Source organism: Devosia sp. Leaf420 (assembly GCF_001425445.1).
GTDB lineage: Bacteria > Pseudomonadota > Alphaproteobacteria > Rhizobiales > Devosiaceae > Devosia.
In genome coordinates, this window is record NZ_LMQU01000009.1 from 145,790 (window position 1) to 167,411 (window position 21,622).

Annotated in this window: 20 protein-coding genes, 1 other RNA gene and 1 pseudogene; 15 read left to right on the plus strand and 7 right to left on the minus strand. The window is 60.3% G+C overall.

What is annotated here, in order from left to right:
• Window positions 1-5: 5 nt before the first annotated feature.
• Window positions 6-1,553 carry a tripartite tricarboxylate transporter permease gene (locus ASG47_RS05245; protein WP_061907684.1) on the plus strand — a complete coding sequence of 516 codons (1,548 nt, stop codon included), beginning with the start codon at window positions 6-8 and terminating at the stop codon, window positions 1,551-1,553.
• 342 nt (window positions 1,554-1,895) lie between these two features.
• On the opposite strand, the gene ASG47_RS20910 is transcribed toward ASG47_RS05245, so the two are convergent.
• The 3 genes from ASG47_RS20910 to hemA all read right to left on the minus strand — a co-directional run bounded on the left by ASG47_RS20910 (window position 1,896) and on the right by hemA (window position 4,254).
• Window positions 1,896-2,066: a hypothetical protein gene (locus tag ASG47_RS20910; protein WP_200940860.1), complete on the minus strand. Its 171-nt coding sequence runs from the start codon at window positions 2,064-2,066 to the stop codon at window positions 1,896-1,898.
• A gap of 71 nt (window positions 2,067-2,137) precedes the next feature.
• A complete protein-coding gene (locus ASG47_RS05255) occupies window positions 2,138-2,662 on the minus strand; it encodes a GNAT family N-acetyltransferase (protein WP_061907686.1) in 525 nt (174 codons plus the stop codon).
• A 311-nt stretch (window positions 2,663-2,973) separates the two neighbouring features.
• Window positions 2,974-4,254 carry a 5-aminolevulinate synthase gene (gene hemA, locus ASG47_RS05260; RefSeq protein ID WP_061907687.1) on the minus strand — a complete coding sequence of 427 codons (1,281 nt, stop codon included), beginning with the start codon at window positions 4,252-4,254 and terminating at the stop codon, window positions 2,974-2,976.
• 325 nt (window positions 4,255-4,579) lie between these two features.
• Between hemA and ASG47_RS05265 the strand changes: the two genes are divergently transcribed.
• The 4 genes from ASG47_RS05265 to ASG47_RS05280 all read left to right on the plus strand — a co-directional run bounded on the left by ASG47_RS05265 (window position 4,580) and on the right by ASG47_RS05280 (window position 8,203).
• Window positions 4,580-5,905, plus strand: coding sequence for a hypothetical protein (locus tag ASG47_RS05265; RefSeq protein ID WP_061907688.1), 1,326 nt, complete (start codon window positions 4,580-4,582; stop codon window positions 5,903-5,905).
• Between the two features lie 62 nt (window positions 5,906-5,967).
• The gene (locus ASG47_RS05270) at window positions 5,968-6,336 is read left to right on the plus strand and encodes a hypothetical protein (RefSeq protein WP_061907689.1); all 369 of its coding nucleotides are present in this window, start codon (window positions 5,968-5,970) and stop codon (window positions 6,334-6,336) included.
• Between the two features lie 14 nt (window positions 6,337-6,350).
• Window positions 6,351-7,397, plus strand: coding sequence for a DUF4037 domain-containing protein (locus tag ASG47_RS05275; RefSeq protein WP_244487042.1), 1,047 nt, complete (start codon window positions 6,351-6,353; stop codon window positions 7,395-7,397).
• A 140-nt stretch (window positions 7,398-7,537) separates the two neighbouring features.
• Window positions 7,538-8,203, plus strand: a complete 666-nt coding sequence (locus ASG47_RS05280; RefSeq protein WP_061907690.1) for an OmpA family protein — start codon at window positions 7,538-7,540, stop codon at window positions 8,201-8,203.
• A gap of 65 nt (window positions 8,204-8,268) precedes the next feature.
• On the opposite strand, the gene ASG47_RS05285 is transcribed toward ASG47_RS05280, so the two are convergent.
• A complete protein-coding gene (locus ASG47_RS05285) occupies window positions 8,269-8,565 on the minus strand; it encodes a hypothetical protein (protein WP_061907691.1) in 297 nt (98 codons plus the stop codon).
• On the minus strand, window positions 8,565-8,822 hold the full coding sequence (locus tag ASG47_RS05290) for a hypothetical protein (protein WP_061907692.1): 258 nt from the start codon (window positions 8,820-8,822) through the stop codon (window positions 8,565-8,567). The genes ASG47_RS05285 and ASG47_RS05290 overlap by 1 nt, the downstream gene beginning before the upstream one ends.
• A gap of 142 nt (window positions 8,823-8,964) precedes the next feature.
• Between ASG47_RS05290 and ASG47_RS05295 the strand changes: the two genes are divergently transcribed.
• On the plus strand, window positions 8,965-10,575 hold the full coding sequence (locus ASG47_RS05295; protein WP_061907693.1) for an EAL domain-containing protein: 1,611 nt from the start codon (window positions 8,965-8,967) through the stop codon (window positions 10,573-10,575).
• A gap of 75 nt (window positions 10,576-10,650) precedes the next feature.
• Entirely contained in the window at window positions 10,651-11,040 is a 390-nt protein-coding gene (locus ASG47_RS05300; RefSeq protein WP_061907694.1) for a PRC-barrel domain-containing protein, read from the plus strand.
• A 118-nt stretch (window positions 11,041-11,158) separates the two neighbouring features.
• On the opposite strand, the gene ASG47_RS05305 is transcribed toward ASG47_RS05300, so the two are convergent.
• Complete coding sequence (locus ASG47_RS05305) at window positions 11,159-12,781, minus strand: hybrid sensor histidine kinase/response regulator (protein WP_061907695.1); 1,623 nt, start codon at window positions 12,779-12,781, stop codon at window positions 11,159-11,161.
• A gap of 162 nt (window positions 12,782-12,943) precedes the next feature.
• Between ASG47_RS05305 and mscL the strand changes: the two genes are divergently transcribed.
• From mscL to ASG47_RS05320, 3 genes are all read left to right on the plus strand, one after another.
• A complete protein-coding gene (mscL, locus tag ASG47_RS05310; RefSeq protein ID WP_061907696.1) occupies window positions 12,944-13,387 on the plus strand; it encodes a large conductance mechanosensitive channel protein MscL in 444 nt (147 codons plus the stop codon).
• Window positions 13,388-13,547: 160 nt separating this feature from the next.
• Window positions 13,548-15,542 carry a BCCT family transporter gene (locus ASG47_RS05315; protein WP_061907697.1) on the plus strand — a complete coding sequence of 665 codons (1,995 nt, stop codon included), beginning with the start codon at window positions 13,548-13,550 and terminating at the stop codon, window positions 15,540-15,542.
• Window positions 15,543-15,824: 282 nt separating this feature from the next.
• Window positions 15,825-16,460 carry a response regulator transcription factor gene (locus ASG47_RS05320; RefSeq protein WP_061907698.1) on the plus strand — a complete coding sequence of 212 codons (636 nt, stop codon included), beginning with the start codon at window positions 15,825-15,827 and terminating at the stop codon, window positions 16,458-16,460.
• Window positions 16,461-16,510: 50 nt separating this feature from the next.
• Here ASG47_RS05320 and ASG47_RS05325 read toward each other — a convergent pair whose 3' ends face one another.
• On the minus strand, window positions 16,511-17,365 hold the full coding sequence (locus ASG47_RS05325) for an LOG family protein (RefSeq protein WP_061907699.1): 855 nt from the start codon (window positions 17,363-17,365) through the stop codon (window positions 16,511-16,513).
• 119 nt (window positions 17,366-17,484) lie between these two features.
• Between ASG47_RS05325 and ASG47_RS05330 the strand changes: the two genes are divergently transcribed.
• The 5 genes and pseudogenes from ASG47_RS05330 to recR all read left to right on the plus strand — a co-directional run bounded on the left by ASG47_RS05330 (window position 17,485) and on the right by recR (window position 21,489).
• The gene (locus ASG47_RS05330) at window positions 17,485-18,318 is read left to right on the plus strand and encodes a DUF817 domain-containing protein (RefSeq protein ID WP_244487043.1); all 834 of its coding nucleotides are present in this window, start codon (window positions 17,485-17,487) and stop codon (window positions 18,316-18,318) included.
• 130 nt (window positions 18,319-18,448) lie between these two features.
• Window positions 18,449-18,544: signal recognition particle sRNA small type (ffs, locus tag ASG47_RS05335), an RNA gene on the plus strand.
• Between the two features lie 110 nt (window positions 18,545-18,654).
• Window positions 18,655-20,466, plus strand: a pseudogene (locus tag ASG47_RS05340) (DNA polymerase III subunit gamma/tau); the annotation flags it as partial.
• A complete protein-coding gene (locus tag ASG47_RS05345) occupies window positions 20,463-20,786 on the plus strand; it encodes a YbaB/EbfC family nucleoid-associated protein (RefSeq protein ID WP_061907701.1) in 324 nt (107 codons plus the stop codon). The pseudogene ASG47_RS05340 and the gene ASG47_RS05345, both read left to right, overlap by 4 nt.
• Before the next feature lie 112 nt (window positions 20,787-20,898).
• Window positions 20,899-21,489 carry a recombination mediator RecR gene (gene recR, locus ASG47_RS05350; RefSeq protein ID WP_061907702.1) on the plus strand — a complete coding sequence of 197 codons (591 nt, stop codon included), beginning with the start codon at window positions 20,899-20,901 and terminating at the stop codon, window positions 21,487-21,489.
• Window positions 21,490-21,622 lie beyond the last annotated feature (133 nt).

Sequence of the window (21,622 nt, forward strand, 5' to 3'; positions counted from 1 at the left end):
AAAAAATGGGAACTTTCGAACTTCTCGCCCAGGGCCTTATAGCGGCTCTGCAGGTGCAGAACCTCCTTTATGCGCTAATTGGCGTGACCCTCGGCACGGCCGTCGGCGTTCTCCCCGGCATCGGGCCGGCGCTGACCGTGGCGCTGCTTCTGCCCGTCACCTATAAGCTCGATCCGGCCGGTTCGCTGATCATGTTTGCCGGCATCTATTACGGCGGCATGTACGGCGGCTCGACGACCTCGATCCTCCTCAACACGCCGGGCGAAAGCGCCTCGATCGTCACCGCGCTCGAGGGCAACAAGATGGCCCGCAGGGGAAGGGGAGGTCCTGCGCTGGCGACAGCGGCCATTGGCTCCTTTGTCGCCGGGTTGATCGCCACGCTTGGCCTTGCCTTCGTCGCGCCCTTCGTCGTCAAATTTGCGCTGGCTTTCGGCCCTGCAGATTATTTCGCGCTGATGGTTTTGGCCTTCATCACCGTCTCTGCTGCCTTCGGCGACAGCGCGCTGCGCGGCCTGACTGCGCTCTTTATCGGGCTTGGCCTCGGGCTCATCGGCATCGACCAGCAGACGGGCCAGACCCGCCTGGCCTTTGGCGTGCTCGATCTACTCGACGGCATCGAAGTGACGACGCTCGCCGTGGCGCTCTTTGCCATCGGTGAAACGCTGAAAACCGCGACCGATCCCGAGCAGATCAAGGCCGAGGTCATGGCGGTCAAGGGTTCGGTCTGGATGACGATCGACGACTGGAAACGCTCCTGGGCTTCCTGGCTGCGCGGCACCTTCATCGGCTTCCCGATCGGCGCCATGCCGGCCGGCGGCGCCGATGTCGCAAGCTTCCTCTCTTATTCGGCCGAAAAGACCTTTGCCAAGAATCCAGAGGAATTCGGCCATGGCGCCATCGAAGGCGTCGCAGGTCCGGAAGCCGCCAACAATGCTTCGGCCGCCGGGACGCTCGTGCCGCTCTTGACCCTCGGCCTGCCGACGACGGCAACCGCGGCGATCATGCTCGCCGGTTTCCAGCAGTTCGGCCTCCAGCCCGGACCATTGTTGTTCGCCAACAATGCGCCGCTCGTCTGGTCGCTGATCGCGAGCCTGCTCATCGCCAATTTCATGTTGCTGGTGCTCAACCTGCCGCTGATCGGACTTTGGGTAAAGCTGCTCACCATTCCAAAACCCTGGCTCTATGCTGGCATTCTGGTCTTTGCGACGCTCGGTACGCTGGGCGCCAATGGGGCCATGTCCATGGGTTTTGGCCCAGTGCGCATTTCGTTTGAACTGGTGCTGCTGCTGGTCTTCGGCATTCTCGGCTATCTCCTCCGCCGCTTTGGCTATCCGATCGCGCCGGTGGTCGTGGGACTGATCCTTGGGCCCATGGCCGAGCAGCAATTGCGCCGCGCGCTCTCGATCAGCCAGGGTGATCCCGGCATTCTCTTCCACTCGCCGATCTCGCTGGTGCTCTATGCCCTGGCGATCATCGCCGTGGCACTGCCCTTCATCCTCCGCATGCGCGGTAAGGGTGATGTGCTGAATCAGTTGGCGAGCGACGAAGATTGATCACTTAGGCTCGGCCTTCATGGCCGGGCTCTCTTAGACGTGCGCTGACGTCCCCTAAACCCCTATTGTCACCCCGGGCTCGACCCGGGGCCCATCCTGAGATCTCAGGATGGATCCCGGCTCAAAGCCAAGATGACAGCGGTGGCCCGCTAAGGCTTCTACGATCTCTTCCCCGCCATGCACCTGACGCATGGACGAATTACCCCAAATACCCGAAAAAAACAAAAGCCCGGAGGCCAGGGAGGGAGACTGGCATCCGGGCTTTCTGTGTCGGCTACTTGCGCTGCAGGTCGCCTGGCGTTTTACCGGAGTAAAAGCCAGGAGGTTGGCGCCCTGCGCAGCTTAGTGGCCGTTCGATGGGAAGTCGGTCGGGTTGATGCCGAGGGTCCGCAGGTGCTTGGCCTTGGGCGCCCGGCCTCCTTCGACGGCAGCCGAAACCGCGACGGCACTGCCGAAAACGGTGACGAAGGTGTCGAGGGTCGCAAAGAACTTGTTCTTGCGCGGGGTGCTCATGGTGGTCTCCTGTACTGGACCCTGGATCATCCCGGGCCGCTTCCATGACACCTAAATGAGCCTTGATGGCCTCAAGCGGTAGTGCGGCTAACCTCAGTCCAGCTATGCGCTGGGCGAATGGGGAAAGAACCGGAGGGCGCGAGGCGCTTGTTGAGATAGACCGTCGTGCCGCCCATGAAGGCTTCGGTCTGCTCCACCTCATAGCCGAGCTTTTGATAGAGCGCGACATTGCTCGTAAAGGCGGCATTGGTCAGCAGGCGAATGGTATCGAGCTCGGCGTGGCGCGCCAGCTGTTCGGCAAGGATCATCAGCGACTGGCCGTGGCCGCGACGCTGGTGGTGCGGATGAACGGCGAGGTTTTCGATCCAGAGATGATCGGCGCAGGGGCAGGTCTGGAGAAGGCCGGCAAGCTGACCATCGACCGTCAGCAGATCGAAGCGGAAATCATGGATGGCTTCGCTATAGTCGGCGAGCATTGGACGCGGTTCGCGGCCGATAACGGGTGTCCACTTGGCATAGGCAGCCCGAACGAGCGAGCGAATAGCCGGTGCGTCTTCCGGGGTGGCCGTTCTGAAGGCGACGAACTGAGGAGGCATAAAGCAAATTCCGAAAACTAACGACCTGCCGAACGGTTGGCGCCTCTATGCATGAGTCGAATGACGGGGTGACGAACCCCGCCCATTCGCGCCTGCACGCGCCTTAGTTCGACTTGAACTCGCAAACAAAACGCCGAAGTTCCAAACCGGATGCATGTTGACAAATATTTGTTTCAGTTGATGTTTTTGCAGTTTTGAGGGCTTGACCGGAGTTCGGGTCGTCCCGGCACCGCGGGATTCGAGACTAGCAGCCCAAAAGAAAATCCCCGCTTTCGCGGGGATTGCTGCAGACTGGAGAGACGTGGAGGCTGTTAGCCGCCAAGGCTGGGCAGGGTCAGATCGCCCGAGGTCAGCTTGCTGGCCGTGATCGCGGCATCGGCCTTTTCGCGCGGCAATTCGAGGCTGGTCCAGACGCTGACGAGCGCATGGCGCAGCTCGAAGATCATCTCGTCGGTGTGGAGCGGGGTCGGCGTGATGCGCAGGCGCTCCGTGCCCTTGGGGACGGTCGGGTAGTTGATCGGCTGGATATAGATATTGTGCTTGTCGAGCAGCATGTCGCTCGCAGCCTTCACAGCCCGCGCATCGCCCACGATCAGCGGCACGATATGGGTCGAGGTTTCCATCACGGGCAGGCCGGCATCGGCCAAGATCGCCTTGGTCAGCCGCGCCTGACGCTGATGCATCATGCGCTCCTGGCCATTGCCCTTGAGGTGTTCGATCGAGGCGCGCGCGGCGGCGCAGAGCGCGGGGGGCAGGGCGGTGGTAAAAATGAATTCGGGCGCATAAGAGCGCACGGCATCGATAATGGCCTTATTGGCAGCGATATAGCCGCCCATGACGCCAAAACCCTTGGCCAATGTGCCTTCGATGACGTCGATGCGCTCCATCAACCCGTCGCGTTCGGCAATGCCGCCGCCGCGCGGGCCATACATGCCCACGGCATGGACTTCGTCGATATAGGTCAGCGCGCCGAATTCCTGGGCGAGATCGCAGATTTCCTTGATCGGGGCGATATCGCCATCCATCGAATAGACGGATTCGAAGGCGATCAGCTTTGGCCGCTTGCGATCGACTTGGGCGAGCAGTTCGCGAAGATGGGCGACATCATTGTGCCGGAAAATCTTCTTTTCCATACCGGACTGGCGCACGCCCTGGATCATCGAGGCGTGGTTGAGCTGATCGGAAAAGATTACGCAATCGGGGAGAAGCCGCGCAATGGTCGAGAGCGCTGCTTCATTTGAGACGAAGCCCGAGGTGAAGACGAGGGCCGCTTCCTTGCGGTGAAGGTCCGCGAGCGACCGCTCAAGCTCGACCAGCGGGCGATTGGTGCCCGAAATATTGCGCGTGCCGCCGGCGCCGACGCCGAGCTTGCCCGCCGTTTCCTGCATCGCCTTCACGACTTTATCGTGCTGGCCCATGCCGAGATAATCGTTGGAGCACCAGATGGTGATTTCGCGGGCATTGTCGGCATCGTCGCGATAGAGCGCCTTGGGGAAGCGACCGGCGATGCGCTCGAGATCGGCAAAAACGCGATAGCGCTTTTCCGCCCGCAGCGTGTCCACTGCATCCTCGAAAATACCGCGATAGTCCATGGGTCGTTCCTTTACGCCTGCCGGTGGGGTCGGCAGGAATGCCATTCTGGCTCCGTCGCACCTTCACTAGAAGCGGCAAGCCCGATTTGACATAGGTCAATTCGACGCGCGGACTAAAGACACATGTCCGCTATTCGAGAACCATTCTAAAGTTTTGAGGGTGATCTGCCAACTGGTGAATTGCCCCGTTGACGCAGTTTGGCCAGAGCGCTTTTTCGCGATGCGATCACTCCTTTTATGGTGCTCCAGCCACCCCGTTGCAGGAACGTCCGGACTGCGCTTAAATCCCCTCTGTGCCAAGGGGGAACGGCACGGAGGGGACATCGTGAAAAGCTTCTCGTCGTCAAGCTTTGCCGGCCAGCATGCCGATGCACTGACACTGGCTCATGCCGCAGTCAGACGCGATCCGCAGGCCCTATTCACCGACTTTCAGTGGTTCCTGTACGAGGGCCGCGACACGGTGTTTTTCACCGCCTTTTCGACCGAGACTTACGACAAGGACGGCCTTGCCAATATGGTCGCCGAAATGGTGGCGCTGGCACCGCAACTGACCCACGGCTTTGTCGGCGCCGAGCCCGGCCAACCTTTCCCAAAGCATCTGCTCGATGCTATCACCTCGCTTGAAATCGTCGACGATTTCGACGGCTTTCCCGACAAATGGCTCAGCAAATCGACCGACATTTTCGAGCGGGACGACCTGCCACTGTTCCGTGTCATGGCGGCGGTGCGCCGTGATGGGCCGGATGCGCAAGGCCGCGCGGCGGTATTGCAGGTGCGATCGAGCCACGCCCTGCTCGAAGGCTCGGATTCAGCGCTCCTGACCCGCTCGTCTGCCGCCGGGCACGGGGTGCAATCGGACAAGACCAACAAGCTGCCCTTTGGGACCCGGCTCAAAAGCGCGCTGCGCGGTGGCATGACCGCCTTCATCTATCTGGTCCTCGCCAATATCCTCGCGCCCAAGGAACAGCCCTGGGGTTTCAAAACCCTCGCCATCGAGCGGCACCGGCTGCGGCTTCTCGCCAATAAGCTCGGCGTGCGCCAGCGCTCGCTGATGTTCGCGCTCGTCACCCAGGCGCTCAATGGCGAGGGCGCTGAAAAGCTGATGAGCAAGAAGGTGATCGGCGCGGCCTACACCATGCTCGATACCAAGCGGAACAATACCGACGACGATTTCTTCCGCGTCCGCGCGCTCGAAGCCAAATTCCAGGTCATGGACGATTTCGTCGACTATGTCCGCGCCGTCGACAATACCGTCGCCGGCATCGAGCAGAAAGATATCACCTCTTTCCAGGTGATGATCATGGCTATGTTCAAGGCCATGCGCACGCTCAATCGCTTCATTCCCGCGCTGCCTAACAAGCGCTTCTGGCGCTTTAACGGCGGCATGCACATCGTGCTGACGCTGGTGCCCCCGCACCGCACCTATGGCCCGATGACCCACGGCATGATCGAGCCACTCTATTGCGGCGCCTGGCATGCGGCGGTCAATATCTGCACCTTCTGCCCCGGCCGGGATTATGTGACGCTCAATTTTTCCATGGAACAGCGCCACCTGGCGAATGTGGAGAAGATATTGGCGGTGCTCGATCATGTGGAGCGGCGAGACGTGACGCCGCATCAGATGGCCCCGAGTGTCGAGCGGTTGCGCTGAGGGCTTGGTTTAGAAAGGAAGAGCATTTGCAGGATTGGAGAGCGGAACTAGGAAGGGTGGCGTTGGCATTGCGCATCTTTCTTGTCGCGGTCGCCATTGGCGTCTTCGTTCATTTCGCACTATGGTTTTGGTTCCCAGGGCCGGCCATCATCTTCAGGCCGGAAGTGTTGGTGCCAATGCTTGGTCCGGCCTTGCTGCCGGCCGCCGTCGTAACACTTTTCGTCGCGGCATCCGACCGGTTCGACGAATGGCTCTGGGTCGTCGGGCTAAGCGTTTTAATCTTCGCCATTGAACAAGCCGTCTTCTGGACGTGGCGCAGCGTTATCGATCACACTTACGGATTTGAGTTCATTTATCTCACGCCGATCCTCGGCGGCCTTCCACTCGCGCTGATCAGCTATGCCGTGGCTGTCGGCTGGTCGGAACGCTAGAGAGAGCGGAGACAATGCAAGGCATCGCGCTTTCTCGGGCGTTTTACGAAGAGATCGTCGCGCCCTTTCTGGCAACGGCGGCGCCGGGCCTGTCTTATGCGGCGGCGCTGATCGGCTATGGCTCGGAATTGCTGGGTTTTGATGATGAGCAATCGAAGGACCACAACTGGGGTCCGAGGGTGCACATTCATCTCTCGGAAGCGGATTTTCGCGTTCAAGCCCAGCCGCTGCTCGCTGCATTTGCCGATGTAGTGCTCGAGACATTTGCCGGCGAGCCTATCGGTTGGCGGGCGCGTCCACATCCGGCTGCGAGTGGCCCCGATGCCGCGGGGGATTTCGAGCACGGGCTGGAGTTTCATACGATCGAGGGCAAGCTCGAAGCCCATTTGGATCGGCGTTCGCTCGAAAACCTGACGCCGTTCGACTGGCTCGGCTTTCCCGAACAAAAGTTGCTCGCCTTTACGGCTGGCGCAGTTTTTCACGATAGCGATGGCCGGCTGACGGCGGCGCGGCAGGCGCTCGCTTATTTCCCCCACGATGTCTGGTACTATCGTATCGCCTGCCAGTGGCGGCGGATTGCCGAGGAGCAGGCCTTTGTCGGGCGCGCGGGGCAAGCGGGCGATGATCTGGGCTCGCGCCTCGTCGCGGGCCGGTTGGTCCGAGATGTCATGGCGCTGGGTTTTCTCCTTGAGCGGCGCTATGCGCCTTATGCCAAATGGTTCGGCACAGGATTCTCACGCCTGCCGATCGCTGCTGTGCTGACGCCGGACCTTGACGCGGCATTGCAGGCCATGGCGTGGAATGAACGCGGCGAAGCGCTGGCCCGAGCCTATCTCACGCTCGCCACTGTCCAGAAGGAGCGAGGGATCGCGCCCTTTGCGCCTGTTATCGGCCCATATCACGAGCGCCCCTTCGTCACCATCAATACCGACGACGCGTTGAAAGCGGCCATGGCAGCGATCAAGGATCTGGGGCTGCGCTCGCTGCCGATCATGGGCGCGATCGACCAGGCCAGCGACCTGACCCCCCCCTCGTTGATGCGGCGCGGTCGCAACAGGTGACGCGGCAGTTGCTCGGCTGAAAGCGTGCATCGGGCTAATTTGGCCCGCGTTCATCCAATGTTCAGCATCTTCGCCCCATCACGCTCCTGCCGTATTCCACAGCCAATCAAGGCCAGATTTAGATTCCTTCGGGGGAAAAGATGAAGTCCAAGGTTCTCGTCGCGCTTGCAGCCACCCTGGCGCTCAGCGCTTGCACCACCACCAATCCCTATACCGGCCAGTCCCAGCTTTCGAACACGGCAGGCGGCGGCCTGATCGGTGCCGGCGGCGGCGCCATTGCGGGCGCCATCGTCGGCGCGGCAGTCGGCGGTGATCCGCGCGTTGGCGCGCTGATCGGCGCTGGTGTCGGTGGCCTCAGCGGCGCGGCTATCGGCTCCTATATGGATCAGCAGGAAGCCGAGCTTCGCGCCCAGCTTCAGGGTACCGGCGTTTCCGTAACCCGCGTCGGCGATCAGGTCATCCTCAACATGCCGTCCAACATCACCTTCGCGACCGACCAGTCGACGGTGCAGCCACAGTTCAACCAGACCCTGGTTTCCGTGGCGCTCGTGCTCAAGAAGTTCGACAAGACCATCGTCGACGTTTACGGCCACACCGACTCGACCGGCAGTGCGCAGCACAATAACGAGCTCAGCCAGCGCCGCGCCGTTTCGGTGGCGACGATCCTGTCGAGCCAGGGCATCGACCAGCGCCGCTTCTATATCGAGGGCAAGGGCGCTTCGAGCCCGATCGCTTCGAACGCAACCGAAGCGGGCAAGGCGCAGAACCGCCGCGTCGAAATCCAGATTTCCCCGATCCGCGGCTGATCGGTTCTACTCAAAAAGAAAACGCGGCCCGGTGGGCCGCGTTTTTGTTTGTGGTTACGGAGTGCTTATTGCGTCGTAACCTGTTCCGCGACGGGCTCGGCGGTGGGTGTGCCCGGCTGCACATCGGTGCCCGGTGCGCCCGAAAACATCTGCATGGCGAGAACTAGCGCGATGACGATGCCAAGGCCGATCAGGCCATAGAGCCACCAATTGGTCGGGCTGGTGCCGCCGATGGCCGCTTCCGCATCGCCAGTGGCATGAATGGCTGAATCGGGGGGCACATCGATGCGCGATCCCTTTTCATCGACGAGAAAATCGACATTGGCGCTGCTTGCAACCGGCGGAACGTCCTGGCTGGCCATCAAAAATCTCCCTTGAGCACGGTTTCGGTGCCAACGCCGTCCTGCACGCCCTCGCGCACATGGGTGATGGCTTCATCTACTTCGCCGGCGGTAAAGCCGAATTCCTTGCCTTCGGCCGCGGCGCTCGTCGCGTCGGCCTTGAGCTGATTGAGCAGGTCGAGCTTCTCACGCGCGGTGAAGAGGCTGTGCTGGGCAATCTGCATGGGGGTCAGGTTATCGCGTCCAGTCATCTGGGCGATGAGACTACCGAGAACCATGTCCTTCCTCCGCAAACAGTTTCAGTGTTGCGAAGGAAATGTCTTGGCGTGGCGGACAGTTCCATGCGGACAAAGTGCCGGCCCGGATTAACTGGGCTTTGAGACTCTCTTGGGCATGCTTTGATCGGGCAGGGGCGCAAGAATGAGCAGCTTCGTAAGCTTTCTGATTTCGGCGGAGCAGCAGCGCAGGGTGAGAACCGCGCTGTGGGTGCTGAGCTTCGTGCTGCTCTTTGCCATGACCATGCTTCTCGTCTTCCGCGATCTGCGCCAGGGCATGGGAAACGAAGTGGCTCGCGCCATGGAAAGCGTGACGCGTGCGCGTTCTGCCTCGACCCAGACGCTTGGGGTGATGAAAGAGGAACTGACGGCCGATATCTGCTCGGATGCCTATATTTCTCAGCTCCGCCGCGTCGCCTTCCTGCCCGATGGCATCAACGAACTCTTCTATTTTGAGAATGGCCGGATCCTTTGTTCGGCCAATAATGGGCGCCTTGAGACGCCACAAATGCTCGAAATGGCCGACATTCCGGCTACAGATGATATGCCGACCCTTTGGATCGATCGGGATCTCGGACTTCTCGGCCTTCCGGGCATGCGCGGCATTTTTGCCGTGGATGGCAATTTCGGGCTCGTCCTCCCCATGAGCAAGCCGGCACGCGTTTCGACCGATGCGCTCGATATGCAAGTGGTCATCCACGCAAACGATGGCCGCTATTGGCCAATCGGCGGGACTAACGGGCTTTATGCTCAAGCCGTGGCTGAAAAGACCGGGCCCTTCGGGCTGATCGAGTCGGGGCTGACGGATGTGCAGTGTGATCTTGGCGGGCTCAACTGCATCGCCGCGCGAGCGGCGCCGACCTATGTTATTGAGCGCGGTGCGCCCATGCTGGCACTCGGCGCCTTGGTCAGCGCTATTCTGGCGACCTGGCTTTCCGGCAGGGCCTGTCAGTTGCTTGCGCACCGCTGGTCGTTCGAACAGCGCTTTCTCCGCCAGCTTAAGGCAGGGCAGGGGCTCGAATGCGCCTATCAGCCGCTCTATGGTCTCGATGATGATCGGATCGTCGGCTGCGAAGTGCTCGCGCGCTGGCGCGATGTCGATGGCGCGATGGTCTTTCCCGACCGGTTCATTCCACTGGTCGAAAAACACCGGCTAACCATGCCATTCACAGCCAACATCGTCGCTCACGCCTATGCCGATCTCTTGGCGATCATGGCGCCCGGCCAGCGCCTGCAGGTCAATTTCAATATCTTCCCGCAAGATCTCAACGCCGCGCTGCTGCTCGAAATCTTTGCGCCATTTCTGATGCCCGATTCCGCCTTCGATCTCGTCATCGAGATCGTCGAAACCGGCGCCATCGATCTGAGCACGGCACAGGCCGAAATCGAGCAATTGCGCCGCTATGGCGCCCGCATCTACATCGATGATTTCGGTTCGGGCTATTCGTCCATGCATACCCTTGCCGGGCTTTCGGTCGATGGCGTCAAGCTCGATCGCAGCTTTGCCATGGCGCCGGAAGGCTCGGTCATGGCCAATATGCTCGATCACGCGATCGATCTCGTCCAGGCGGCGGGGCGCAAGGTCGTTGTCGAGGGCGTTGAAAGTGCAGTTTGTCTCGCTCGCCTCAAAAATACTGGCAAAGTCGATATCGCTCAGGGCTACTATATCTCGCGGCCGCTCAACCCGCCGGCCTTTGCCCATTTCCTTGCCGAAGAAGAACGCTTTGGCGACAAACCCACTCGGCTTGTCGCGTGATCACAAAACCTTTTGTCTGCAACTTCACGCGGTAGGTCGCGTTTTCCGGTCTCATCCTAACCAAGGAGGACCAAAATGGCCTATGATGACGTTCGCACCGCAGACGCCAATGTCAAGGAAACCCATGACCTGATCGCCTCGGACAAGGTTGAAGGCACCAAGGTCTATGACCCCAATGGCGAGCATATCGGCTCTATCGAACGCATTCTTGTCGAGAAGCGCTCGGGCAAGGTATCCTACGCTGTTCTCAGCTTTGGCGGCTTCCTCGGAATCGGCAATGATCACTATCCGCTGCCCTGGTCCAAGCTCAACTATGATGAAGGTCTCGGCGGCTACCGCGTCGATGTGACCAAGGACCAACTCGAAGGCGCACCGCGCTATGAGCGTGAAGACGACGAGTACTGGACCGAAGAGAATGGCCGTCGCGTCTACGACTATTATGGCGTGACGCCATACTGGATCTAAATTTTTCTCCTGGCGGCCGGAACCTTCCGGTCGCCTCGCCCATTTAATAACCAGTCCCTTTGTTGAAGATTTTTCACCGAATTTATATTGCGGCCGGCACCCCTGGGTTCCGGCCTTTTTATTTGGTCGGTCGCGTGCTGCGGCCCGATTGGTTGGCAAGCCCACTGATCGTCGCGCGCAGCGCTGCGGGCTTAACAGGTTTCGTGACAACGAGAATGCCGCGATCCTCGGCGAGAGCCCGGACGGCGGGGCTGCGATCAGCGGTGACGAGCGCCGCCGGCAGATGGCCGCCGAGATTGTGCCGTAGCCACTCGATGGCATCGAGTCCCGACGTTTGATCGAGATGGTAGTCCATCAGCACAAGATCGGGATACCAGCCTTCGAGGAGCCGCTCGCGGTCGATCTGCTTGAGCGATAGAGCGACGCGAACATCGCAGCCCCAATGTTCGAGCAAGCCCTGCATGGCTTCGAGAATGGCCTTTTCATTATCGACGCAAAGCACCTTGAAATTGAGCGTGCCCACCTGGTCCTCATAGGACAAACGGCGCTCGCCTTGCGCCGGGCGCGCATTGCGCACGATGGGGAGGTAAAGCGAAAAGCGCGACCCGCGACCCTCCCGGCTGTCGAGTTCGAGCGTTAGATCGAGCGCCGTCACGAGGCGCTGCACGATGGAAAGGCCAAGGCCCAACCCCTGCGCCATGCGGGCCGCCCGGTCGAGCCGGGAGAACTCGGCAAAGACTAGGCGATGCTGGTCGCGGTTGAAGCCGATGCCGGTATCGACGACATCGAGCCTGAGGCGATTGCCCCGGCGCCGCAGGCCGACCAAAACCTTGCCGCCCGCCGGAGTATATTTGATGGCATTGGACACAAGGTTTTGGACGATACGGCCAACAAGCGCGCGATCGGCCATGACGGTCGTACGCGTCGGCACGATCCGCAGCTTCACATTATGCTCCCGGGCAAGGGGCGCGAATTCCACCTCGGCCTTGCGCAACAGTTCCTGGACGGCGACGGGCGTCGGTGCGGGTTTGAGATTGCCGCTATCGATGCGTGAAATATCGAGCAGTGCCGACATGATCTCCTCGACCGCGGTAAGCGAGGCTTCGATCGAAGTCGCGAGTTCGGCAAAGGCGGTGGATTTCGCGCGCTCGATCAGTGTCGAGGTGTAAAGCCGCGCGGCATTGAGCGGCTGCAGTAGGTCATGGCTGGCGGCCGCGAGAAAGCGCGTCTTGTCATGATTGGCTGCGTCCGCTTTGGCGCGGGCAACTTCGAGCTCGCTATTGAGCCGGGTCAGATCCGCAGTGCGCTGCTCGACGCGGCCCTCGAGCGTCTGGTTGATCCTTTCAAGTTCCCGCTCGGCTTTGACGCGCGCCGTGACCTCGGTAAAGCTGACGACGAGCCCGCCATCGGGCAGGCGGCTTGAGTGAAATTCTAGCACCTGACCGCCATTGCCCATGCGCTGGGTCACGGTGATCGGTGCTGACGTCAGCACATTGATCCGCTCGATGGCGAGCCTTGCCGCATCGCCAATACCGAAATCGCCTCGCTCTGCCAGAAACAGCGCTATGTCGAACAGCGCTGTCCCGGCACGCACCAGATCCTCGGGCACGCCAAGCAGCATATTGTAGCGCCGATTGGACACGACGAGCCGTAGCCCCGGATCAAACACCGCGACGCCTTGCGGCAGATAGTCGATGGCAAGCCGGATGCTGGCCGAACTGTCGGCAAAGGAAGGCGTCATGGGAAACCGGAAGCTGGAATTGCTGGCTGTTTATCGGCCTCCACAGCATAGCGTGCAAGTTCGACAGACGGACCATTGCAAAACGGCGCAGGCTCGGAAATGCTGGCACTCCTGCCGCGTCATGCAGAAGCGGCTCTTTGAGGGATCGGGAGGGTCGAACCCATGAGCGTATTGAAGGAATTCCGGGATTTTGCCGTCAAAGGCAATATGATCGATCTCGCCATCGGCGTGATCATCGGCGCCGCCTTTGGCGCCATCGTCTCATCCATCGTCGACGATATCTTCATGCCGCTGATCGGCTTGATCATCGGCGGCATCGATTTTTCCAATCTTTTCGTTGTCCTTTCCAATCCCGACAATGTTGCCGTGCCGTCCGTCGCTGCTGCCAAGGCCGCTGGCGTTTCGACGCTCAATGTCGGCCTGTTCATCAATGCCGTGGTGAAGTTCACCATCATCGCCTTCGTGCTCTTCCTCGTCGTCAAGGGCATCAATAGCCTCAAGCGCGAAGCCGCAAAGGAGCCGGTCGAAACGACGCCTGCGCCAACCAAGGAAGAAGTGCTGCTCACCGAAATTCGCGACGCCTTGCGCGCGACACCACGCATCTAGTCATCTTCGGCTTGGCCCGAATGGAGGCGCATTCCGTTCGGGCCAAGCCACCAAAATCGCTTGCGTCTTGGAACTCTGAGAGAGGGCAGGGTTTTACATAGATCATATCGGCTGAGGTGTAGACATCCCTGGGGGATGGGCAGCCGGTTTGCGAGCGTCGATGTTCAAACCCTTCATCATCAACCCGCCGGTTTTCTTCGGCGCGTTGATCATCATCTTTCTCTTCCTCGCCGTTGGCGTGCTTTTCCCCGCCAACGCCGAAGAGATTTTCCGCTCGCTCCAGGCAGGCATTCTCAACCAGTTCGGCTGGTTTTACCTGCTCTCCGTCGGCATCTTTCTCGTGGCTGTCCTCCTCATGTGCCTCGGACGCTTCGGGCGCTTGAAGCTCGGGCCGGATGACGCGACGCCCGATTTCAGCTTCGTCTCCTGGATCGCCATGCTGTTTGCAGCGGGCATGGGCATTGGCCTCATGTTCTATGCCGTCGGCGAGCCGATGACGCATTATATGGCGCCACCGACGGCCGATCCGCGCACTGCCGCGGCGATCCGCGAAGCGATGACGGTGACGTTCTTTCATTGGGGGCTCCACGCCTGGGCCATCTATGCGGTCGTCGGCCTCTCGCTCGCCTATTTCGGCTATCGCTACAATCTGCCGCTGACCATTCGCAGCGGCCTCTATCCGCTGCTCAAGGAGCGCATCCACGGGCCGATCGGCCACGCCGTCGATATCTTTGCCGTGGTTGGCACCATGTTCGGTCTCGCAACTTCGCTCGGCACCGGTGCTTCCCAGATTAGCGCCGGATTCAACTATCTCTTTGGTTGGCCGATCGGACCTGAAGTCCAACTTCCGGTCATTGCTATCGTCACTGCGGCTGCCACGCTGTCGGTCACCACCGGACTTGATACGGGCGTCCGCATTCTCTCCGAACTGAACCTCGTCGTCGCGATATTGCTTATGGTGTTCGTGCTGGCAGTTGGGCCTACTTCAGACTTGCTTCGCGACTTTGTCCAAAATCTTGGCCTTTATCTCGACACCTTGGTGCTGCGCACTTTCAACATCTATGCCTATAGTCCTACGCCGTGGATTGACGCTTGGACGCTGTTCTATTGGGCGTGGTGGATTTCGTGGTCGCCATTTGTGGGCATGTTCATAGCCCGCATCTCGCGCGGGCGCACAGTGCGTGAATTCGTCACCGCGGTGCTTTTCATCCCGGCCGGTTTCACCTTTATCTGGATGACGGTGTTTGGAAATACCGCGATTGCCGTAGACATGGGCGTTGCCGCCGGCCAGCTTGGCACTGCCATCTCAAACGATATTTCGGTTGGGCTTTTTCAGTTCTTCCAATATCTGCCTTTCCCGCTGATCACATCAACTTTGGCCGTCATTCTCGTCGCTATTTTCTTTGTGACCTCGGCAGACTCCGCCTCGCTCGTGATCGATGCCATCTCGGCAGGCGGGGAAACGGAAACGACAATAGGACAGCGCATTTTCTGGTGCGTTCTCGAAGGCGTGGTTGCCGCAACGCTGTTGCTGGCCGGCGGTCTCAGTGCCCTACAGGCGGTGACGGTCGCCAGTGCCTTGCCGTTCAGCATCGTGATGCTTGCTCTTGTCTGGTCGCTCTATGTTGGTATGCGGGCCGATCTTGCCCAGCAGGAAGCTCATGGCGGAAATGCACATGTTCCAATGGCACAACCTGCCTCGGGGCTGACCTGGCAGAGGCGCCTGGGGCTGATGATGCATGCTCCAACCAAAGTACAGGTCGAAAAATTCATTGCCAACCAAGTGCGGCCAGCGCTCGAACAAGTTGCAGCCGAACTGAGCTCCCGTGAACGCGAAACGCAGGTGGTGGAAGAAGCCAATGGTGCCATCGCCTTGCGCTCTCCGGCAGAAGGCGTACGCGATTTCGTCTACGGCGTAAGCTTGGTATCGCACCCGCAGGCCACACTGTCTCCCATGAGCGCGAAAATGCCCGAACAGCGCTACGAGGCCCGAACCTATTTTTCGAGCGGCGGGCGCGGATACAACATCATGGGCATGAATCGCGATCAGTTGATCGGAGATGTGCTTGTTCAGTTCGAGCGATATCTCGCGCTGGTGCAATCTCCGGAGGTGCAACTCATGCACGCCGCACCCGAGCACGAAACAGGAGTGTGATCGGCCACCAGGGCTAGGTAGCTGCTTTCGATTGCCGCCCACCGGAGGAGAGATTCCGTACATCCAATTTAGGAATATCGTCATTGACAGATTAATAATAGGCAAATATACCTAAATATATAGGTAGTGGCCCCTACGTATTCATCCCATATCGAACGGCATCACCACCTAGAGCAAAATACCGGGGTGACTTGGGACGGAGGGCGGTGGAAACGTTTGCTCCCTGCCAGTGCGGCTCCGGCCCGGAAGGTATTCGAACCTGCCAAAGGGGCTTTGGGCACGATGAACGACGACACCTATTATCATTCATTTCTAAACCGGGACCGGTTGATCCACATCGTGGACGACGACCCCGTTATCTGCGAGGGCCTGAGCGTTCTGTTCAGGCTCGAAGGGTTTCAGACGGCGTTTTCGCTCGATGCGGCCCATTTCTTTGCCATGCTCGAGCGACGGCGTATCGATGTGGCGGTGATCAATCTGGCCGTCGGGCAGGATAGTGGCCTGCCGCTGCTGCGGCGGATCAAGGCGCTCCACGCCGGTATTCCGGTCGTCATGCTGTCCAATGCGCCGCAGCTCGAAGCGGCTGTAACGGCGATGAAGCTGGGCGCCACTGATGTGGTTTCCAAACCCATCGACAGCGAGCATCTGCTTACCGTCATCCGTGATGCCCTGCGCCTGGACGTCCATCTCGGTGCCATGCAAGCCGGTCGACGGCCGGTGGAGGTGCGGGGCTTTTCCCAGCTCACGCCGCGTGAGCGCGAAGTGCTGCAATTGATCACCAATGGTCAATCCAACAAGGAAGCGGGCCGCAATCTCGGCATATCCCCGCGCACCATCGAGGTGCATCGGGCCCGCGTCATGGAGAAGCTCGGCGCCAAGAATACCGCCGATCTCATGCGGATCGTGTTGACGAGCTAGACTAAACTGAAGTGCCTGCTGCCGGGATATATTCCTAGCAGACGACTTGCCTACTGGCTGTGCCCTTCGGCCTTAGGTAGCTCGTAGAATGCACGAACCACATCCCATCCTTCTTCAGCCGTATCGACGATAGTGAAGAGCTCAGGATCGGTCGGCGCGATTGTCCCGGCTTCGGCAAGGGCCTCCAGATTGATCACCCTGGTCCAGAATTCCTTGCCGAACAGCAAGAGTGGCACTTTCGCCATGCGCCCAGTCTGGATCAGCGTCAGTGTTTCAAAGAACTCATCGAGCGTCCCGAACCCGCCGGGGAACACGGCCACTGCCTTGGCGCGCAGCAGGAAATGAATCTTGCGCGTCGCAAAGTAGTGGAAGTTGAAGGAGAGATCGGGCGTCACGTAAATATTCGGCGCCTGCTCGTGCGGCAAAACGATATTGAGCCCGATCGAGGGCGCGCCGACATCAGCCGCACCGCGATTGCCTGCCTCCATGACGCCCGGGCCGCCGCCGGTCACCACCACATATTCCTTGTAGTCCGACTGCGCCGAGGTTTCGCTCGCCAGCTGCGCGAAACGCCGTGCCTCCTCATAATAGCGCGAAGCCGCTTCGAGATTGCGCTTTTGCGTTTCGTTCTTCGCCGCCCATGCCGGCTTGCCCGGCTCGGGAATGCGCGCACCGCCAAAGAGCACAACCGTCGAGAGAATCCCGCGCTCGCGCAGGCGATGCTCGGTCTTGAGGTATTCGAGCTGGAAGCGAATGCCACGCGTGTCTTCCGAGGTCAGGAATTCATCGTCGGCAAAGGCGAGCCGATAAGCCGGATTCTCCGTCTGCGGCGTTGATGGAGCCTTCTTCGCGGCTGCAATATCCTGTTCGGACGTGCGCAAAGGTGTCGGGTGACGTCTGGCCAAGAAGCTTCTCCGTTCCGATCCGGCCCAAGCCGGCGCGCCACAATTCGGCGCATTTGATCAGGGCTTATCCAGTGCTGGGGCAGGGGGCAAGGGCGGAGCGTGCCATTCACTTCACGAGTGTGGAAGCCAGGATCGATGCGGCCGCCCGCGTTTTGCTCTCACGCTTGCCGCGCGGCAAGGTCGGCGATGGCGCTGTCGAATTCCTCGTCTTCGGTCTCAAACAAGCCTGGGCGTGTCTGTTCGGTGGGCTGATGCTGGGCATGATCATCATCACCCGCCTGTGGTGGCCAGAAATCGGGGTCAACCGTTACGACCTGTGGTTCCTCGCGGCCATCGCCATTCAGGTCGGCATGGTCCTATTCAAGCTTGAAACGCTCGACGAAGTCCGCGTCATCCTGATCTTCCATCTCGTGGGCACCGGGATGGAATTGTTCAAAACCTCTGTCGGGTCCTGGATTTATCCCGACGATGCCCTCTTCCGCATTGGCGGCGTGCCGCTCTTTTCCGGCTTCATGTATGCCTGCGTCGGCTCCTATATGGCGCGTATCCAGCGCATTTTCGACATCACCTTCACGCGCTATCCGCCGGTGTGGATGACGGTGATCGTTGCGCTCGGCATCTATGTCAACTTCTTCACCCACCACTATTTTTATGATTTCCGCTGGCTGCTCTTTGCCGCGGTGGTGGTTCTCTACGGGCGCAGCTTCATGCACTACCGCGTCTTTCGCTTCCGGCACCGCATGCCCATGCTCGTCGCCCTGTTCATCTGGATTGCGGAAAACATCGGCACGTGGAGTAGAGCGTGGATCTATCCGAGCCAAGCTGACGGTTGGTCACTGGTCAGTTGGGAAAAGCTTGGCTCCTGGTACCTGTTGATGCTGATTTCGGTTGTGTTGGTCACGCTCGTTCACCAGCCACGTCAATATTCCAAAGATGGAGTTCTCCTGAACTGATCAAGCTCTGTGCCGTCGCACATAGTCAAACGGCATCACAAATTTGCTGCCTCGATTGGTGACTTCGGGATGGCCTTACCTGGGTAGACGCCTCTTGCATCTTGCACCAAGAATCCGCATATAGCCCATCGGGAGGTTGGCGCGGACGTGTTCCTCGCCAACCGGGTCAGGTCCGGAAGGAAGCAGCCCCAACGAGATCCTCACGGGTCGATGCCAGCCTCCTACTTCAATTCCCTGTTTGAATCCGATGTTTTCGTGCCCATGCTTTTGCGGGTTGCGTGCCATTGCCCTATGGTTGCGCCATGACTTCACGCAGATTCCACCGAGCACCGACAATGGAGGGCAAAAATGGCTGACGCTCAGACCACGCCCTATCTGGTGCTGGCCCGCAAATACCGCCCGCGCGACTTCTCGACCCTCGTCGGGCAGGACGCCATGGTGCAGACGCTGGGCAATGCCTTTGCGCAAAACCGCATCCACCACGCCTTCATCATGACCGGGGTGCGCGGCGTTGGTAAAACCACGACGGCGCGTATTCTGGCCCGTGCCTTCAATTATGAGGATGAAAACGGCCGCCGCCCGACGCTCGATCTCGAAACCGAAGGCCTGCACTGCCGCGCCATCATCGAGGGCCGGCATGTCGACGTCATCGAAATGGACGCGGCCTCCAATACCGGTATCGGCGATATCCGCGAGATCATCGACTCGGTCAAATACGGCCCGGCTTCGGCGCCCTACAAGGTCTATGTCATCGACGAAGTGCACATGCTCTCGACGGCGGCCTTCAACGGCCTCCTGAAAACGCTCGAAGAGCCGCCGCCCTATGTAAAATTCATCTTCGCGACGACCGAAATCCGCAAGGTTCCGATCACCATCCTGTCGCGCTGCCAGCGGTTCGATCTGCGCCGTATTCCGGCGGATGTGATGACGGCCTATCTCGAAAAAATCCTCGGGCTCGAAGGCATCGGGTTCGAAGCCGACGCGCTCGCCATGATCGTCCGCGCCGGCGAAGGCTCGGCCCGCGACTCGCTTTCGCTCCTCGACCAGGCCATTGCCCATGGGGGCGGTACTGTCACCGCGGCAACTGTCAAGACCATGCTGGGCCTCGGCGATCGCGCACGCATCATCGATCTCTTCGAAGACGTCATGGGTGGCCGTGTCGCCGAAGCGCTGACGGCTTTGCGCGAACTCTATGATCTCGGCGCTGATCCGCAGACGCTGCTCGCGGACCTCGCCGAATTCACCCACCTCGTCACGCGCATAAAAGTCGTGCCCGCGGCGGCCGACGATGCTTCGCTGACCCCCGACGAAAAGAGCCGTGGCCGCGATCTGGCCCAGCGCCTGCCGATGCGCGCACTGACCCGCGCCTGGCAGATCCTTTTCAAGGGTAATGAAGAAACCGGTCGCGCCGGCAATGCCCTGCAGGCGGCTGAAATGACGCTGATCCGGCTTGCCTATGCGGCCGATTTGCCGAGCCCTGACGAAGTCATCGCCAAGCTTTCCGGCCAGGTGCTTTCCAATGCGCCGCTCAGCCCGCCCGCTCCGCGCGGCCTGCCGTCCGGTGGCGGTGGCGCCTCGGCAATGCGTGTCGAAGCGCCCATGACTATCGCCGTTGCCGAACCGCAGCCTGTCACGCGCCCACAGGCGGTCACCACGGCGCAGCCGCAGGCTGTCGCTTCGGTTGAGCCTCGGGTGGTCACGCCCCAGCCCGTACCCCAGCCGGCGCTAGCGACCGTCGCGACCTACAAGGACCTCATCGCTCTCGCGACCGCCAAGCGCGATGTCCTCGTAAAACTCGCGCTCGAATCTCAGATGCGCCCGATCTCCTTCGAGCAGGGCCGCATCGAAGTGGCCCTGGCCGAGAATGCCGATCCCGGCATGATCGCGACGCTTTCGGCGCGCCTCCAGACCTGGACGGGTCAACGCTGGCTCGTCATGGTCTCAAGTAAGCCGCCCGAAGGCATGACCATCCGGCAGGAGCGCGATCAGCGTAAGGTCGAGGCAACGGCTGCGGCGCACGAAGATCCACTGGTCAAAGCTATTTTGGAAACCTTTCCCGGGGCCAAGCTCGTTAACGTCACCGTCAGGGACGAAGATGCTGCCCTGCCAGAAATCGCCCCCGCACCCACCGAAGAGGACGACGAATGAAAGACATCATGGGCATGATGAAGGCCGCCAGCGAAATGAAGGGCAAGATGGAGGCCATGCAGGCCGAACTTGCCGACATGGTCGTTGAAGGCCGCTCCGGTGGTGGCCTCGTCACCGTGGCACTCTCCGGCAAGGGCGATTTGAAGGGTCTCAAGATCGATCCGTCTCTGGCCAATCCGTCAGAGATTGAAGTGCTAGAAGACCTGATCGTCGCTGCCTTTAACGACGCCAAGGGCAAGAGCGAAGCCGAAGTCCAGCGCCGGATGAGCGAAGTAACCGCCGGCCTGCCGATCCCGCCCGGCATGAAGTTTCCGTTCTAAAGCTTTCCCAACCACAGCGTCATTTCCGCGAAAGCGGGAATCCCGTTCTGAGATCCCCGCTTTCGCGGGGATGACGCCGTGGCTGGTTTAACCTCTGAGCCAAGTCGCAAAAATGTCCGGCGGACCTGAAATCGAGCAACTGATCCAGCTTCTGGCCCGCCTTCCGGGCTTGGGGCCGCGCTCGGCCAGGCGCGCCGTCCTACATATGATCAAGAAAAAGGAGCAGCTCATGCTGCCCCTTTCGGCGGCGCTCGATCGCGCTGTCGCGGCGGTCCGCACCTGCGAAGTCTGCGGCAATGTCGATACGATCAGCCCCTGCTCGATCTGTTCCGACCCGCGCCGCGGCGAAAGCGGCATCCTGATCGTCGTCGAAGACGTGTCCGACCTCTGGGCACTCGAACGCGCCGGGGCAGGGCAGGTGCGCTATCATGTGCTTGGCGGCGTGCTCTCCCCGCTCGATGGCATCGGGCCCGATGATCTCAATCTCGATAGTCTCGCGCGACGGGCATGGGACTATTCCGAAATTGTCCTCGCGATGAATGCAACGGTCGATGGGCAAACGACGGCGCATTACATCACCGACAGGCTAGGGCCGGGAGCCAAGGTGACGCGCCTTGCGCACGGCGTTCCGATTGGTGGCGAGCTCGATTATCTGGACGAGGGCACGCTGAGCCAAGCGTTGCGGGCGCGGACGCAAATTTAGCTTACGCTTCCGTTGAGTTTCGCTTTGTCACCCCAATCACCGTTCTTCCCTCGGACTTGATCCGAGGGCCTATTGGGGGGCCAAAAGCCAAGTGGCGTGGTCAGAGACCCTCGGGTCAAGCACGGGAAGAGAG